Source organism: Desulfovirgula thermocuniculi DSM 16036 (assembly GCF_000429345.1).
In the GTDB taxonomy this organism is placed as follows: Bacteria; Bacillota; Desulfotomaculia; order Desulfotomaculales; family Desulfovirgulaceae; genus Desulfovirgula; species Desulfovirgula thermocuniculi.
This window is the reverse complement of the sequence record NZ_AUBR01000009.1, coordinates 56985-72970: the sequence shown is the minus strand read 5'-3', so window position 1 is coordinate 72970 and position 15986 is coordinate 56985. Positions and strand designations below refer to the sequence as shown.

Genomic DNA, 15986 nt, shown 5'->3' with positions numbered 1-15986 from the left:
CCGTAATCTACGTCGACCCCAAGGAAACCTCCAAGACCTGTCCGCGGTGCGGAAATGTTTCCCGCTACAACCGGAAAACCCATGCCTGGTTCAGGTGCGTCAGGTGCGGGTACCAGTCCGATGCGGACAGGGTTGGGGCATTGAACATTGCCGCCAGAGGGCTCGATGCTCTCGGGGCATGACCCTGGGAGAAAGGGGAGCGTGGCACCCCCAAAGGCCAAGGTGATGATCCGGGTCATCCGGGGAATGCTGGCTAACCTGCGGTTGATCAGCCGCCATCCCACGACGGGATGCCCCCCAATTTATTGGGGGGAGGATGTCACTCTTTTAGCAGGAAAAGTGAACAGGGAGGTAGTATATTTTAAATGGTCAGATCACATAGCCATAAGATGGCTAAATAATCACCCTGCCCTTGCGGGGAGGTGGTGGCTGGGGAAATCTGCAGAGGGCCAAACTAAAATGTGCATTCATGCTTTTCTCAAGTTTCTTTAAAAACTTAAAAACTCAACTTGCAAAAAGGAGGAAAGCCGGCGTGACCTGGACGCAAGCGGTGAACCCCCTGGGCAACCTGGGTCTTTCGGCCCTGGTAGACGCCCTGCCCATCATCTTTCTCTTCTGTGCCCTGGCCGTCTGGCGCATGAAGGGGCACATAGCAGGTATCATCACTTTGCTTTTTGCCATCGCCCTGGCCGTGGGCGTGCACGGCATGCCCGTGAACATGGTTCTCCTGACCACCTTGTACGGCGTCTTAACCGGCCTTTTCCCCATTGGGTGGATTGTCATCACGGCCGTCTTCCTCTACAACTTGACGGTAAAAACGGGGCAGTTTGAGATTATCAAGGACTCCATCGCGGCCATCACGGAAGACCGCCGCCTGCAGGCGCTCCTGATTGCTTTTTGCTTCGGCGCCTTTATCGAAGGTGCGGCGGGCTTTGGCACCCCGGTGGCCATTACCGCGGCTATGCTGGCCGGCCTTGGCTTCAACCCCCTCTACGCGGCGGGCATCTGCCTCATTGCCAACACCGCCCCGGTGGCCTTTGGCGGGATCGGCATACCCATTATTACCGCCGGCACGGTGACCGGTATCGACGCCATGGCCATCAGCCAGATGGCCGGGCGCCAGCTGCCCTTCCTCTCCGTGTTCCTGCCCTTCTGGCTGGTCCTCATCATGGCCGGTTTAAGGGGCGCCGTGGAAGTGCTGCCCGCCATCCTGGTGTGCGGCATCTCCTTTGCCGTAACGCAGTGGCTTACCTCCAACTACATGACCCCCATGCTGCCGGACATCATGTCCTCACTGGTCTCCATCATTGCCCTGGTCATCCTGCTGCGGGTGTGGAAGCCGGCGCGCGTGTGGCGCTTTGCCGATGAGCCCCCGGCCACATTGAAAGTGAGGAAGCACCCCGCCGGGGTTGTCCTGAAGGCCTGGTCGCCATTTATCATCCTCACTATTTTAATCAGCGACTGGGGCATGAAGCCGGTCAAGGCCCTTCTGGATAAGGCCACCGTGAAAATCGTCTTTACCGGCTTGGACAAGGCCATCATTGCCGGCGGCAAGCCCATGTCTGTAGTGTATAACTTCAACTGGCTCTCTGCGGGCGGCACGGCCATCCTCATTGCGGCCATTATCAGCGCGGTGATCCTGCGCATCAGCGCCGGCCAGTTCCTGGAGGTGTTTGCCAAGACCTTAAAAGACCTGCGCTTTGCCCTTTTAACCATTGCCGCCGTTTTAGGCTTTGCCTTTGTGGCCAACTGGTCCGGCATGACGCCCACCCTGGGCAAGGCCTTTACCGTGACCGGCGCGGCCTTCCCCTTCATGGCCTCCTTCCTGGGTTGGCTGGGCGTGGTCATCACGGGCAGCGACACCTCCTCCAACGCCCTCTTTGGCAAGATGCAGCAAATTACCGCCGAGGGGCTGGGGATAAACCCCGTCCTCACCGTGGCCACCAACAGCAGCGGGGGCGTGGCGGGCAAGATGATCTCCCTCCAGAACCTGGCCGTGGGTGCCGGCGCCACCGGCCTGGCCGGCCGGGAGAGCGACCTCTTCCGCTTTTGCGTGTGGCACAGCATCTTCTTTGCCTCATTGATCGGCGTTATAGCCCTCCTGCAGGCCTACGTGTTCCCCTGGATGATCCCGCCCCTGGTGGCGGCAGGAAAGGCGGCGGCCACGCCGCAGACCGTCTCCCAGGGCGTAAACATCCTCGTCGGGACAGCTGTGCTCATTCTCATCCTGGGAGCGGCGGTTTACCGGCAGCGGGACGCGCAGCCGCAGGAAAGATAAGAATGGGAGGCCCCGGCCGGACGGTGTGCCCGCCGGGGCTTTTGCAGTATGGAAAAGGGGAGAGGATGCTTTGTCCACCTTGAAGCAGCTTTACGAGGAGTTTGTGGAGCGGGCCCGGGCGGTGGGAACCGAGGTACACTGGGCAAGGGGAAAAGAGGAGGCCCGGCAGCTCGTCGGCCAGGTAATTAAAGAGCTAAAGGCCACAAAGGTGGCCCTGGCCGAAAACCCTTTCCTGGAAGCCCTGGGCCTAAAAGAGGTCGTGCGCGAGTGCGGGGCGGAACTGACAAGCGGAAACCCCCGGGAGCAGGCTGCGCAGGCCGATCTGGGCATCTCCTCCTTTACCCTGGCCGTGGCCGAGACGGGCACCATCGTGCAGGATGCCACGGATATAAGCGCGCGCCTCGTTTCCATGCTGCCGCCGTGCCACTTGGCCTTGGTGCCAGCCGGAGGACTGGTGGCTACCCTGCGTGAGGCTATCGCCTTCTGGGCGCGGCGGGGTGAGATCCCCGGCTACCTGGCCTTTGTTTCCGGGCCCAGCCGCACGGCAGATATCGAGCGGGTGCTGACCATCGGCGTGCACGGGCCGGCCAGGGTCGTGGTCATCTTTGTGGAAGAGGGGGATGGGGAGCTTTGAGCAAGGCAAGCTTGCGGGAAGCCGTGAGGGACGCCTTGGGCAGGAAAAGCGTTGCCTGTGCCCTGACCCGTTTTGCCGACAATTACGTGGTGGCCCGCGAGCAGGCCTACCAGGTGAAGGATTTTGAATCCCTGCGCCGGGAGGTGGCCCGCATCAAAGGGGAGGCGGCCAGCCGCCTGGAGGAACTGGCTGCGCAGTTTACCCGGGAAGCCACCCGGCGGGGCGCGGTGGTCTTCCGGGCCCAAACGGCTGCAGACGCCTGCCACTATATTGCCCGCCTGGCCGCATCCAAGGGCATCAAGAGCATCGTCAAATCTAAGTCCATGGCCAGCGAGGAGATCCACCTCAACCGCTACCTGGAGGAGCGCGGGCTGGAAGTGGTGGAAACCGATCTGGGGGAGTGGATCATCCAGCTCGCCTGCCAGCGCCCCTCGCACATGGTCATGCCGGCCATTCACATGAGCCGCCACGAGGTGGCCGAGGTTTTTAGCCGCGAGGTGGGGGAAAGGGTGGAGCCGGAAATTCCCCGCATGGTCGGGCTGGCCAGAAGGGAACTGCGCAAGAAGTTCCTCTCCGCCTGGATGGGCATTTCCGGAGGAAATATTGCCGTGGCCGAAACGGGCACGGTGGTCATGGTGACAAACGAGGGAAACGGGCGCCTGACCACCACCCTGCCCCCGGTGCACGTGGTCATTGTGGGCCTGGAAAAGCTGGTGCCGCGCTTTGAGGACGTGGCGCCCATTCTGGAGGTTCTCCCCCGCAGCGCCACGGCCCAGCCCATCACCAGCTACGTGACCATGATCACCGGTGCCGTGCCGTGTGTAGACCCCCAGGGCAATTACCTCCCCCGTAAGGAGCTGCATATCATCCTCCTGGATAACGGGCGCACGCGCATGGCTGCCGACCCCGTCTTCCGGGAGGCCCTTCTCTGCGTGCGCTGTGCGGCCTGCTTAAACGTCTGCCCGGTCTACCAGCAGGTCGGTGGCCTTTTCGGCGACGTGTACACCGGCGCCATTGGCACCGTGCTCAGCGCCTTCTTTACCGATTTTACAAAAGCCGCCCTGGCGCAGCACCTCTGCCTGGGGTGCCAGCGTTGCCGGGAGTACTGCTCAGCCGGTATCGACCTGCCCGGCCTGATTGCCGAGCTCAGGCGGCGGGCGGTAGAGAAAAACGGCGCCGCCCATGTGGAGCGGCTGATCTTTGAGAAGGTCCTGCCCCGCCGGCGCCTGTTCCACGGGCTGCTAAAGGCGGCCGCCAGGCTGCAGGGACCCTGGGCGAAGGAAGGGAGGATCCGCCATTTGCCGCTCTTCCTTGCCGGCCTGGCGGAGGGCCGTTCCCTGCCCCCTCTGGCCGCGGTGCCTTTCCGGGACCGCCTAGAAGGCCTGCCACGCCCCGCCCGGCCGAAAGACACGGTGGCCTTTTTCTCCGGGTGCCTGGTGGATTTCGTTTACCCCGGGATTGGCGAGGCGGTGTGCAGGGTGCTGGCCGCCATGGGATGGGAAGTGAAGCACCCGGAGGGACAGACCTGTTGCGGCTTTCCGGCCAGGCAGGCCGGTATGCCGAAGAGCCTGGCAGAACTGGCCCGGCAGAACCTAGCCGCCTTACTGGAGGCAGGGGCGGAGAGGATAATCACCGCCTGCCCAACCTGCGCGGAGGCCCTGAAATGTCTCTACCCGGAAGCGCTGGCGGGCGATGCGGCGTGGTTGCCGCGCGCGGAGGCGTGTGCGGCCAAGGTGACCGACTTTTCCACCTTTGTCTGGGAGCACAAAGACGAACTCCTCCCCCACCTGGCCCCGTTGGGCCGTAAAATTGCCTACCATGATTCCTGCCACCTGAAATATGCCCTGAAGGCAGACCTCGCGCCCCGCCGGCTGCTGGCCGCGGCGCAGGCCGAGCTGGTGGAAATGACGCCCCGGGAGCTGTGCTGCGGTTTTGGAGGAACCTTTGCGCTGAAGTTCCCCGAGCTCTCGCGCGCCCTCCTGGAGCGCAAGCTGGAGGCCATACGCCGGGCCGGAGCGGACCTGGTGGCCCTGGACTGCCCGGGCTGCCTCCTGCAAATTGAAGGAGGAGGGGTGGAAAAGACGGTAAAACATACCGCCGAGATCCTTGCGGAAAAGCTAAGGAGATTGCCCTGAAAGAACCCCCGGGGTGACCCGGGGTTGTTTTATACTGGCGGGCCGTATGGTAAAATATACTTGTAATGAGGAATACTGCCATTAAGGGGGGTTGGGGGTGAAAGCAAGGCCTTTTTTAAACCAGCAGCGCTGCGAGCTGGCGGGCGTAGCCTTAATTTGCCTGTCCCTCCTGGGCTTTCTCAGCCTGGCCAACCCGCAGGTAGGGCTGGTCAGCCTGGTTACCGAAAGGATCTTGCGCCAGGCCGCCGGGGAAGGAAGGTACTTTTTCCCCCTCCTGCTGGCCTACTGGGGCTTTAGGTTCATCCGCGGCAGGGGGCCCGGCAAAATGCGCCATCGCCTCCTGGGAGGCTCCCTGCTCTTCCTGGTGGCCCTTACCCTCCTGCACATGCTTGTGCCCCTGGATTATGCCTGGCGGGCCGGGGTGGCAGGGGAAGGGGGGGGCCTTCTGGGAGCCGCCTTCTACCTCCTCCTTTACCGCTCCTTTGGTTTAACCGGGACCTGGGTGGTGCTGGCCACCCTGACCTTAATGGGCGCCATACTTGCCAGCAATTTTTCCCTCAAGCACCTGGCCGGCAGGGCGGCGGAGGCTGCCAGAGCTTACCTGGCCCAGGGCAAGCTGGTGAACTTTTTTTTTACCGAGGTGGAGGAAGAAGGCGGGGAGCACTCCGGGCAACCCGTGATTATTGACCGCAGCGGCCAGGAGGTGGCCGCAACTGGTGAAAGTACCCTAAAAGAACCCGACCAGCCCCCACCAGGCCAGCGGCTGCACCTCGTTTCCCCGCCTGCGCCGGAGAGGCAGAGCTACCAGCTTCCTCCGCTCAGCCTCCTGGCCAGGCCCGTGCGCCCCAGGCCCGCCAAGGCGGCCAGGGACATAGCGGAAGGCGTGCGCAGGCTGGAAGAAACCTTGAGCAGCTTTGGCGTGAGGGCAAAGGTGGTGCAGGTGTGCCGCGGCCCGGCCATTACCAGGTACGAGGTCCAGCCCCCTGCCGGGATAAAGGTCAGCCGCATCATGGGCCTAGCCGACGACCTGGCACTGGCCATGGCCGCGCCGGATGTGCGCATTGAGGCCCCCGTTCCGGGAAAATCTGTGGTGGGCATAGAGGTGCCCAACCAGGAGGTTTCCACGGTATACTTGCGGGAGCTGCTGGAAACTCCCGCGTTCCAAGATGCCCCTTCACGCCTGACGGTGGCGCTGGGCAAAGACATTGCGGGCGACCCGATGGTTACCGACCTGGCCAAAATGCCCCACTTGCTCATTGCCGGCGCCACGGGCTCGGGGAAGAGCGTGTGCCTGAACACCATCATTGCCAGCATCCTGTTTAAGGCCACCCCCGAGGAGGTAAAGTTTATTATCATCGACCCCAAAATGGTCGAGCTCACCACTTACAACGGCATCCCCCATCTTGTTTCCCCGGTGGTCACCGACCCGAAGAAAGCGGCTACGGCCCTGCGCTGGGCGGTAAGGGAGATGGAGCGCCGCTACGAGCTTTTTGCCGCCGCCGGCGTAAGGGACCTGGCGCGCTACAACGAGCTGGGCAGGCCCCGGGGAAACCTGCCCTTCATCGTCATCATTATCGATGAGCTGGCCGATTTAATGATGGTGGCACCGGCCGACGTGGAGGATGCCATCTGCCGCCTGGCGCAAATGGCCCGCGCCGCCGGGATACACCTGGTGGTGGCCACCCAGCGTCCTTCGGTGGACGTCATCACCGGCCTGATCAAGGCCAACATACCCTCGCGCATCTCCTTTGCCGTTTCTTCCCAGATCGATTCGCGGACCATCCTGGACGCTGCCGGCGCGGAGAAGCTCCTGGGAAAGGGCGACATGCTTTTCTTCCCCGTGGGGGCTCCCAAGCCCATCCGCGTGCAGGGCGCCTACCTTTCCGACCGGGAGGTGGAGGCCCTGGTTTCCTACTTGAAAAAGCAGGCCGCCCCCTGCTATGACGAGAAGGTGGTGGAGGAAGACCTGAAGGTACCGGCACCGGAGGAGGAGCCGGAGGATGAGCTCCTGCCCCGCGCGGTGGAAATTTTCATGGAAGCAGGCCAGGCCTCCATTTCCATGCTCCAGCGACGCCTGCGCATCGGTTACGCCCGGGCGGCCAGGCTCATGGATATCCTGGAGAAGAGGGGCTATGTGGGTGGATATGAAGGGGGTAAGCCGCGTCCCGTGCTCATTACCGCCGAGCAGTTCGAGCAGATTTTAAAAAAGAGAGGTTAAAAAAACTGGCGGGGGAGTTTAATATAGAAATTAAAAGGAGACCGCAAAGAAGTGTAGAAAGAAGTTGTAAGCGACGCGGTTAGGTGGCGGAATGATTAGAGAAATTAGCGTAGCAGAAGCCCTGGACCTGCCCGGAGCGGTGATTATTGACGTCCGCTCGGAGGGCGAATTCCAGGAAGATACCATACCGGGAGCGGTAAACATCCCCCTCCTCGACAATACGGGAAGGGCACTGGTGGGGACCGCCTACAAAGAAAAGGGGCCCCTGGAGGCCCGGCGCCTGGGCCTGGAGATCGTTTCCCCGCGCTTGCCCCGCTGGGTGCAGGCCGTGGAGAAGGCGGCCCCGGGGCGGCGCGTGGTCCTCTTTTGCTGGCGGGGCGGGCTCCGCAGCCTTTTTGCCGCTTACCTTCTGGACGTCATGGGCTTTGCCGTTTACCGCCTTGCCGGCGGCTACAAAGCTTACCGGCGTTACGTTATCCAGTACCTGGAGCGGGACCTCCCCATGAAGGCGGTGGTCGTCCACGGGCTGACCGGAGTAGGAAAGACACGCCTGCTCCAGAGGCTGGCGGAGATGGGGTTGCCCGTTTTGGACCTGGAAGGGCTGGCCCGGCACAGGGGCTCGGTTTTCGGCAAAATCGGCCTGCCCCCTTCCCCCCGGCAGAAAATGTTTGAAAGCCTCATCGTGCGTGACTTAAGGGCTGCCGAAAAGAGGGGACTTTTTCTCGTGGAATGCGAAAGCCGCCGGCTGGGCAACCTCCTCGTGCCCCGGAGCGTGCTGGCCTCCATGGAAAAAGGTTACCGCGTCTTGCTCTATGACTCCCTGGAGAACCGGGTGCGGCGGCTCGTGGAAGAATACACCTGCGGGCCGGGCCAAAACATCCCGGCGCTGCAGGAGGCCACATCTGCCCTGGCCAGGTACCTGGGAGCGCAGCAGGTGAAGGAGCTGGTGGAGCGGCTGGCCCGGGGGGAGTTTGCCGAGGTGTTTGCCTACCTCCTGGTCAAGCACTACGATCCCCTCTACCGCTACCCCGATGCCCCCAGCGAGGGCTACGACCTCTGCGTTTCTACGGCCGATTTTGAAGAAGCGGTGCGGCGCGTGAGCGAATGGGTCATCAGCCTGCCCGAGTACGTCCGGTGAGGAGGTGAAGAACTTGGAGATAGGTAGCATCCTCCGTCAGGCCCGGGAAGCCCGGGGACTGACTCTAGAGCAGGTGGAAGAGGAGACGAAGATCCGCCTCCGTTACCTGGCGGCGCTGGAGGAAGAGAAATTCGCTCTGTTACCGGGGCGCTTTTTTGCTAAAAGCTTTCTCCGCACGTATGCCAGGTACCTTGGCCTGGACGCAGAGGCACTGGTGGCCCGCTTTGAGGATCTCTACCCGCCGGAAAAAGAGGAAACGGGTCCCGTGATGCCCCGGGAAACGGGGATACCGGGTGCAAACATGAGGCGCGCCCCGCGCCTGGCCTATGTCCTGGTAGGGCTGGCGTGCGTTGTGCTCATCCTTTTCTGGGGAGCCGCCCAGTTCGGTCATCAGGGAAGTTTGCGGGATGTGCCGCAGGGGGGTGCGCCCCTGGCCAGCGCACCGCCGCCCGAAGCAAAAGAGCCCGGCCAGCCTCCCCCTCCTCCGGAGGCGCCAAAGGCGGAGGGCATCAACCTGGTTCTTAAGGTATTTGACGAATCCTGCTGGATGCGGGTGGAGGTGGACGGGAGAACTGCCTTTACCGGCGAGGTTTTGGCCAACGAATCCAAGACGTTTCAGGCTAAAGAGCGCATCCGCGTAAAGCTGGGGAACGCCGGTGTGGTCAACGTGCAGATAAACGGGCGCGACCTGGGCGTGCTGGGCGAGCGGGGGCAGGTGGTGAGCAGGGAGTTCCTGGCCTCGAACCGGGGCTAGGGGTTAAGGGGGTGGTTCCCTTTATCTGCAGCTCTTGCGGTAAAGAGATAGGCTTGTACGACGGGGTTCTCTCGTGGTACCAGGGTGATGGGAAGCTGGGCAACTTTACCATCACCCACCGGCCGGGATGGGGGTGTCCCGGCCAGCCGCGAAATAACGTTTCGCGCGATCTCTTTAGGGTAGCTTCCATGAAGGGCTATCTGGCCTTTGTGCAGTACCTCATCTCCCGCTGGGGCGAGGGGTACGTGGTTGACGATGACGATTCGCTAAGGAAAGTCATGCTCCAGCTCAATGCCCACCTTCATGAAAGCATCGCCAGCCTTCTGGGATAGCGCAGAGCAGCCCCGCTTCCCCTAGGAATTTTGCGGGGGTTCTTTTTTTTCTGCGGAGGGAGAGCCTTCTTGTGGTATACTTAAAACTGCTTGGTGTGCAGGGGGGAATTGTGTGTGTCGTTGCGTGTGGGGATGATCAGTCTGGGCTGCCCCAAGAACCTGGTGGATGCGGAGATCATGCTGGGGCACCTGCGGGAGGCCGGCTTTGCCATCACCGCGCACCTGGAAGAAGCCGAGGTCATCATCGTCAATACCTGCGGCTTCATCACCCCGGCCAAGGAGGAGTCCATAGAGGAGATCCTGCGCCTGGCCAGGTACAAGGAGGACGGCCGCTGCCGGGTGCTGCTCGTGGCGGGCTGCCTGGCACAGCGGTACCCCGGGGAGCTCATGGAGGAAATGCCCGAGGTTGACGGCCTCCTGGGCACCGGGATGATTCACCAGGTGGCCCGGGCGGTGCAAAGGGCCCTGGCGGGGGAGAGGGTGCTGGCGGTAGGCGACCCCGGCTGCAGCTATGAGGGGGCCGCGCCGCGCCTGAGGGCCACGCCGCGCTACACGGCCTACCTTAAGATTGCCGAGGGGTGCAGCAATTGCTGCACGTACTGTGCCATACCCCTCATAAGGGGCCCGTACCGCAGTCGGCCCCTGGAGGATGTGGTGGCAGAGGCGCGGAAGCTGGCCGCGGAAGGGGCCAGGGAAATCATCCTGGTAGCCCAGGATACCACCCGCTACGGGCTGGATCTTTACGGGCAACGCAGCCTACCCCGGCTGCTAAAAGAGTTAACGGAAGTACCGGGCATTACCTGGCTGCGCCTGATGTACTGCCACCCGGAAGGTATTACCGAAGAGCTGATAGAGGTCTTGTCCTCCTCGCCCAAGATTTGCCGCTACATTGACCTGCCCCTCCAGCACGCCAGCCCGGCTGTCCTGGAGCGCATGGGGCGCGGGGCCACCGCCGGCCGCCTGAGGGAGATTATCGGGCAACTGCGGGAGGCCATCCCGGGTTTGGTCATGCGCACCACCTTCATGGTTGGTTTTCCCGGGGAAAGGGAGGAAGACTTCCAGCAGTTGTGTGATTTCATGCGGGAGATGCGCTTTGAGCGCGCCGGTCTTTTTAAGTACAGCGCCGAAGAGGGTACTCCTGCCGCCGCCTTGCCGGACCAGGTCCCGGAGGAAGTGAAAGAGGAGCGCTACCACCGGGCCATGTCCCTGCAGCGGCAGATTTCCCTGGCTTACCATCGCTCCCTGGTGGGCACCAGCCGGCTGGTCCTGGTGGAGGGGAGAAGGGGCAGGCGCTATGTGGGGCGCAGCGAGGGCGATGCTCCCGAAGTGGACGGCAGGGTCATTTTCAGCGCCCACGGCTCCCCTCTCTCACCCGGTGAGTTTGTGAAGGTGAAGATAACCCGCGCCAGGGAATATGATCTGGTGGGAGAGCTGGCATGAACCTGCCCAACCGCCTGACGCTTTTGCGCGTGCTTCTGGTTCCCCTCTTTGTGGCCGTGGCCTACTGGCAGGTACCTTATGGCGCCCGCCTGGCCGGTGCCCTTTTCCTGCTGGCCGCCCTCACAGACGGCCTGGACGGCTACCTGGCCCGGAAGCGCCGCATGGTCACCCGCCTGGGCAAGCTCATGGACCCGCTGGCAGACAAGCTTTTGGTGTGTGCGGCCCTCGTTTCCCTGGTGGAGATGCACCGCTTGCCCGGCTGGGTGGCCATGATCATTATTGGCCGGGAGCTGGCCGTCACCGGCCTGCGCTCTTTTTTAAGCCGGGAGGGGGAAGTGCTGGAGGCCAGCCTTACGGCCAAGCTCAAAACGGCATGCCAGGTGGTGGCCCTGGCCGCCCTTTTCTGGCAGGAAAGCCCTTTTAGCTGGCACGATCCCACTCCGGCCAATCTTGCCCTGATGGCGGCGCTGCTTTTAACCCTCCTCTCCGGGTGGGATTACTTCCGCCGCGGCTGGGCAGTAATAAAAAAGGGTGGTTATTAGCCCATGCAGTGGCGCGGCTGGCGCATACCCGTGGTGCTGTTGGCCTTTGGGGCCGGTTTTTTGCTCTTGGGGGCCCTCCAGTGGGCTTTTAATCACTTCAGCTACCGGGAGCCTCTGGAAAGAGCGCTCAGGGCCCACGGGGCGGTGGAATCCTTTACCCTGCAAAGGCAAAAAGGGACCTTCCTCGTTACCGTGGGGCTGAAAAAGGTAGAAGACTTCCCCTCCACCTACCGGGAGTTGAGGGATTCCCTGCAGGAGGTGTTGGGCCGCCGCCCTTTCGTGCTGGAAATCAGGGACAAGAGGGACGGGGAGCTGCAGAAAGCCTACAACCGCGCCCACCTCGCCCTGTATGAAGCCCAGGTGCGGGGCAACTACCGGGAGGCGGCCCGCTGCGTAGAAGAGGAAGCCGCACGGGTGGGCGCGAGGGCGGCGCTTTTCCTGGATGAGGAGAACATGTACCTGTGCATGGAGCGCGGCGATCACTACCTCTATGCCGTGGTGCCCAGGGACCGGCAAAGGCCATGAAAACATTTCCGGTCCGTATTTATTTTGCACCTGTGATATAATAGTTTGTCGTATAATCAGCAGTTGAAAGGGAGATCCGCGGGTGGCAAAGGAAGTGGGTTTGGGCCTGGCCCTGGCCGGCCTGCTTTTTATGTACCTTAACGGTTACGACGTTACCCCCTTGCTTTTCCTGGGGGCGGCCGGTGCAGGGCTGTATTACATCGCCCGCTCTCGGGGCCTGCTGGCCCGTCACTTTGTTCCCGAACAACCGGTTAACCAGCAGGAAGTTTCCTTTGCGGACATCGGCGGCCAGGCCTCGGCCATCCAGGAGCTGCGCGAGGCTCTGGATTTTATTAAAAATTACCACCAGATTAAGAAGCTGGGCATCAGGCCCTTGAAGGGCATACTCCTCACCGGGCCTCCGGGAACGGGAAAAACCTTGCTGGCCCGCGCGGCGGCCAGCTACACCGATGCCGTTTTCATTGCCTGCAACGGATCGGAATTTATCGAAGTTTACGCGGGCGTGGGTGCCCAGAGGGTGAGGCGCCTGTTCCAGACGGCCAGGGAGGCGGCCCTGCGCCAGGGAAAGAAAAACGCCCTTATCTTTATTGATGAGATTGACATCCTGGGCGCCCGGAGGGGCACCAACGCCAGCCACCACGAGTACGACCAGACCCTCAACCAGCTCCTGGTGGAGATGGATGGGTTAAAGGTAGACGACCGGGTGAGGGTACTGGTGGTGGCGGCCACAAACCGCCCGGACATGCTGGATCCGGCCCTCCTGCGGCCCGGGAGGTTTGACCGCCTGGTGAGGGTGGACCTTCCCGACAGGCAGGGGCGGCTGGAAATCCTCCGGCTGCACACGAGGAACAAGCCGCTGGGGGACGATGTGTCCCTGGAGGAGCTGGCCAAGGAAACCTTTGGCTTTAGCGGGGCCCACCTGGAGAGCCTGGCCAACGAGGCCGCCATCCTGGCCATGCGGGAGGGCAGCGAGGTCATCTGCCAGCGGCATTTCCAGGAAGCGGTGGAGAAGGTGATGATGGGCGAGCGTCTGGACCGCCGCCCCTCGGCGGAAGAGCTGAGGCGGGTGGCTGTGCACGAAGCCGGCCACGCCCTGGTGAGCGAGCTGGTTAAGCCGGGCTCGGTTTCCTCGCTCACCATCACCCCCAGGGGCCAGGCCCTCGGCTACATGCGCCAGGTCCCGGAGGACGACCCCTACCTGCACACCCGGGAGTACCTGGAGAACCAGGTAGCCGTCATGCTGGCCGGAGCGGTGGCCGAGGAGCTGGTCCTGGGGAGCCGCAGCACCGGCGCGGGAGGCGATTTTCAGGAGGCCGCCCGCGTGGCGGAGCAGATGATTAAAAACGGCATGTCCAGCCTGGGGGTGGTGGATGCGGAGAGCCTGCCCCGGGGGCTGCGCTACCGTGCCATTACCGAGATCCTGCGGGGGCAGGAGGAGCGCGTGCGCCGCTTCCTGAGCGAGAGAAAGGAGTTGCTGGAGAAGGTGGTTGAAGCGCTGCTGGAAAAGGAGAGAATCTCCGGTGAGGAGTTCCGGCGCTTGGTTTCCTAAGGTATAATTAACTCTAAGTACCATCTTAACAACGCAAGTGCGGGGAAGTGGTTGCTTTGCAGGCCGAGTTAATTTTTACGGGAACGGAGCTCCTGCTGGGGGAGATCCTCAACACCCACGCCCAGTACCTGGGGCGCAGGCTCCTGGCGCTGGGTATTGAGGTCATCCTGCATACCACGGTGGGCGACAACTGGGAGCGCCTGGCGCAGGTCTTAAGGCAGTCCCTGCAGAGGGCCGACCTGATCATCATCACCGGCGGTCTAGGCCCCACCAGCGACGACCTCACCAAGGAGACGGTGGCCGGGGTGCTGGGCCTGCCCATGGTGGTGGATGAGCCCACCCTCCGGAGCCTGGAGGAGTATGCCGCCAGGCGGAGAGTGGCCGTAACCGAAGGCGTGGCCAAGCAGGCCTGCTTTCCTGCGGGCGCCCGCATCCTGCCCAACCCGGTGGGAACGGCCCCGGGAGCCTTGCTGGAGCACCAGGGGAAGGTGCTGGTTCTCCTTCCCGGGCCGCCGGGGGAACTCAAGGCCATGTTTGAGGAAGCGGTGGTCCCGTACCTTTCCTCCCTGGTTGGCCGCGGGCCGGTCATCTACAGCCGCGTAATCAAGGTAACGGGGCTCGGTGAGGTGGGGGTGCAACAGCTCATCGGGGACCTGGAAGGGGAGCAGGCCAGCATAGCTTACCTTGCCAGGCCCGGGGAGGTGCACGTGCGCGTTTCCGCGCGCGCCGCCGGCGCGGAGCAGGCGCGGCAGGTGGTGGGCGACCTTCTGGGCCGGGTACAGGAACGCCTGGGGGACTACGTGTTCGGCTTTGACGACGAGGTGCTGGAAGAGGTGGTAGGGCGCCTGCTGGCGGAGCGCGGCCTGACCCTGGCGCTGGCCGAGTCCTGCACGGGCGGCCTTATTGGGGCCCGCCTCACCTCCGTGCCCGGTAGCTCCCGTTACTTCCTGGGTTCCCTGGTGGCCTACCACAACCGGGTTAAGGAAAAGGTCTTGGGCGTGCCCGGTGAACTCTTGCAGAGCTGCGGTGCGGTCAGCCGGGAGGTGGCCGTGACCATGGCCCGGGGGGCAAGGCTGCTGGCGGGGGCGGACATAGGGGTTGGCGTGACGGGGATTGCAGGCCCCGAGGGGGGTACTCCCGATAAGCCCGTGGGCCTCACTTATATTGCCCTGGATGTGCCGGAGGGCTCCCTGGCCCGGGAGTTCCGCTTTCCCGGGCGGCGCGAGGCGGTGAGGCAGGGCGCAGCCAATGCCGCCCTGAACATGGTGCGGCTGTACCTGCTGCGGGGATTTTCCGGGTAAGGTTCTTCCCCTTTTAAATCCTCTTTTAAGGTGGTGTTTTTTCGTGTCCAGCGAGAAGATCAAGGTACTGGAAGCCACCCTGGCCAAGATAGAGCAGCAGTTTGGCAAGGGCTCCATCATGCGGCTGGGGGAAACCACCCGCTTTCAAGTGGAGGTTATCCCCACCGGTGCCCTTTCCCTTGACATTGCCCTGGGTATAGGCGGTGTGCCGCGGGGGCGGATAGTGGAGATCTTTGGGCCGGAGTCTTCGGGGAAGACCACCGTGGCCTTACATATCATTGCCGAGGCCCAGAAAGCCGGCGGTATAGCGGCCTTCATTGACGCCGAACACGCCCTGGACCCTAACTACGCCAAGAATTTGGGCGTGGACATCGACAACCTCCTGGTTTCCCAGCCCGACACAGGAGAGCAGGCGCTGGAGATCTGCGAGGCCCTGGTGCGCACCGGGGCCGTGGACGTGGTGGTCATCGACTCGGTGGCGGCGCTGGTGCCGCGGGCGGAACTGGAGGGGGAAATGGGCGACCTGCAGGTGGGGCTGCAGGCACGCCTCATGTCACAGGCCCTGCGCAAGCTCACCGGCGCCGTCAGCAAGTCCCGCACGACGGCCATCTTCATCAACCAGCTGCGGGAAAAGGTGGGCGTCATGTTCGGCAACCCGGAAACAACCCCGGGCGGGAGGGCGCTTAAATTTTATGCCTCCGTGCGCCTGGAAGTCCGCAAGCTGGAAGCGTTAAAGCAGGGTTCGGAAATCATAGGCAGCCGCACGCGGGTGAGGGTGGTCAAGAACAAGCTGGCCCCGCCTTTCAGGCAGGCAGATTTCGACATCATGTACGGTACGGGCATTTCCAAGGAGGGTGCCCTCCTCGACCTGGCCACCGAACTAAAGATCATCACCAAGAGCGGTACCTGGTACTCGTACGGGGAGGAACGCCTCGGCCAGGGTAGGGAGAACGTCAAGGAGTTCTTGCGCCAGCACCCGGAAATTGCCGGCGAGATAGAGCAAAAAATTCGCCAGCAGCTCAACATGGGCGGCCTCAAGCCTCCCTCCGCCGTGGATGTGGAAGGGCCGGGGGCTGGCGGGCTTGACACGCCTACCTGAAAACGTATAGAATAACTTTTGGGAGAAAATAGAATTGGTTA

General features: G+C 62.7%; 14 protein-coding genes. All 14 read left to right on the top strand.

The window, feature by feature from the left end; translation table 11 throughout:
* Window positions 1-182: zinc ribbon domain-containing protein (locus tag G454_RS20790; RefSeq protein ID WP_156896657.1), on the top strand; the 182-nt coding region annotated here is incomplete at its 5' end.
* 350 nt (window positions 183-532) lie between these two features.
* Window positions 533-2278 (top strand): L-lactate permease, encoded by a 1746-nt coding sequence (locus G454_RS0103890; RefSeq protein WP_027717548.1) that lies wholly within the window; start codon window positions 533-535, stop codon window positions 2276-2278.
* 70 nt (window positions 2279-2348) lie between these two features.
* The gene (locus tag G454_RS0103885) at window positions 2349-2912 is read left to right on the top strand and encodes a LutC/YkgG family protein (RefSeq protein WP_027717547.1); all 564 of its coding nucleotides are present in this window, start codon (window positions 2349-2351) and stop codon (window positions 2910-2912) included.
* A complete protein-coding gene (ldhH, locus tag G454_RS0103880; protein ID WP_027717546.1) occupies window positions 2909-5047 on the top strand; it encodes an L-lactate dehydrogenase (quinone) large subunit LdhH in 2139 nt (712 codons plus the stop codon). Before G454_RS0103885 ends, ldhH begins: the two co-directional genes overlap by 4 nt.
* Window positions 5048-5144: 97 nt before the next feature.
* Window positions 5145-7265, top strand: a complete 2121-nt coding sequence (locus G454_RS0103875; RefSeq protein WP_027717545.1) for an FtsK/SpoIIIE family DNA translocase — start codon at window positions 5145-5147, stop codon at window positions 7263-7265.
* A gap of 91 nt (window positions 7266-7356) precedes the next feature.
* A complete protein-coding gene (mnmH, locus tag G454_RS0103870) occupies window positions 7357-8403 on the top strand; it encodes a tRNA 2-selenouridine(34) synthase MnmH (RefSeq protein ID WP_027717544.1) in 1047 nt (348 codons plus the stop codon).
* A gap of 13 nt (window positions 8404-8416) precedes the next feature.
* A complete protein-coding gene (locus tag G454_RS0103865; RefSeq protein ID WP_027717543.1) occupies window positions 8417-9157 on the top strand; it encodes a helix-turn-helix domain-containing protein in 741 nt (246 codons plus the stop codon).
* Between the two features lie 11 nt (window positions 9158-9168).
* Complete coding sequence (locus G454_RS0103860; RefSeq protein ID WP_027717542.1) at window positions 9169-9489, top strand: hypothetical protein; 321 nt, start codon at window positions 9169-9171, stop codon at window positions 9487-9489.
* 114 nt (window positions 9490-9603) lie between these two features.
* Complete coding sequence (gene rimO / locus G454_RS0103855; RefSeq protein ID WP_027717541.1) at window positions 9604-10929, top strand: 30S ribosomal protein S12 methylthiotransferase RimO; 1326 nt, start codon at window positions 9604-9606, stop codon at window positions 10927-10929.
* Window positions 10926-11471 carry a CDP-diacylglycerol--glycerol-3-phosphate 3-phosphatidyltransferase gene (gene pgsA / locus G454_RS0103850; RefSeq protein ID WP_027717540.1) on the top strand — a complete coding sequence of 182 codons (546 nt, stop codon included), beginning with the start codon at window positions 10926-10928 and terminating at the stop codon, window positions 11469-11471. Before rimO ends, pgsA begins: the two co-directional genes overlap by 4 nt.
* A 3-nt stretch (window positions 11472-11474) precedes the next feature.
* A complete protein-coding gene (locus G454_RS0103845; protein ID WP_027717539.1) occupies window positions 11475-11996 on the top strand; it encodes a hypothetical protein in 522 nt (173 codons plus the stop codon).
* 82 nt (window positions 11997-12078) lie between these two features.
* Window positions 12079-13545 (top strand): AAA family ATPase, encoded by a 1467-nt coding sequence (locus G454_RS0103840; RefSeq protein ID WP_027717538.1) that lies wholly within the window; start codon window positions 12079-12081, stop codon window positions 13543-13545.
* Window positions 13546-13601: 56 nt separating this feature from the next.
* On the top strand, window positions 13602-14846 hold the full coding sequence (locus G454_RS0103835) for a competence/damage-inducible protein A (RefSeq protein ID WP_027717537.1): 1245 nt from the start codon (window positions 13602-13604) through the stop codon (window positions 14844-14846).
* 43 nt (window positions 14847-14889) lie between these two features.
* Window positions 14890-15945, top strand: a complete 1056-nt coding sequence (gene recA, locus G454_RS0103830) for a recombinase RecA (RefSeq protein WP_027717536.1) — start codon at window positions 14890-14892, stop codon at window positions 15943-15945.
* Window positions 15946-15986: the final 41 nt, after the last annotated feature.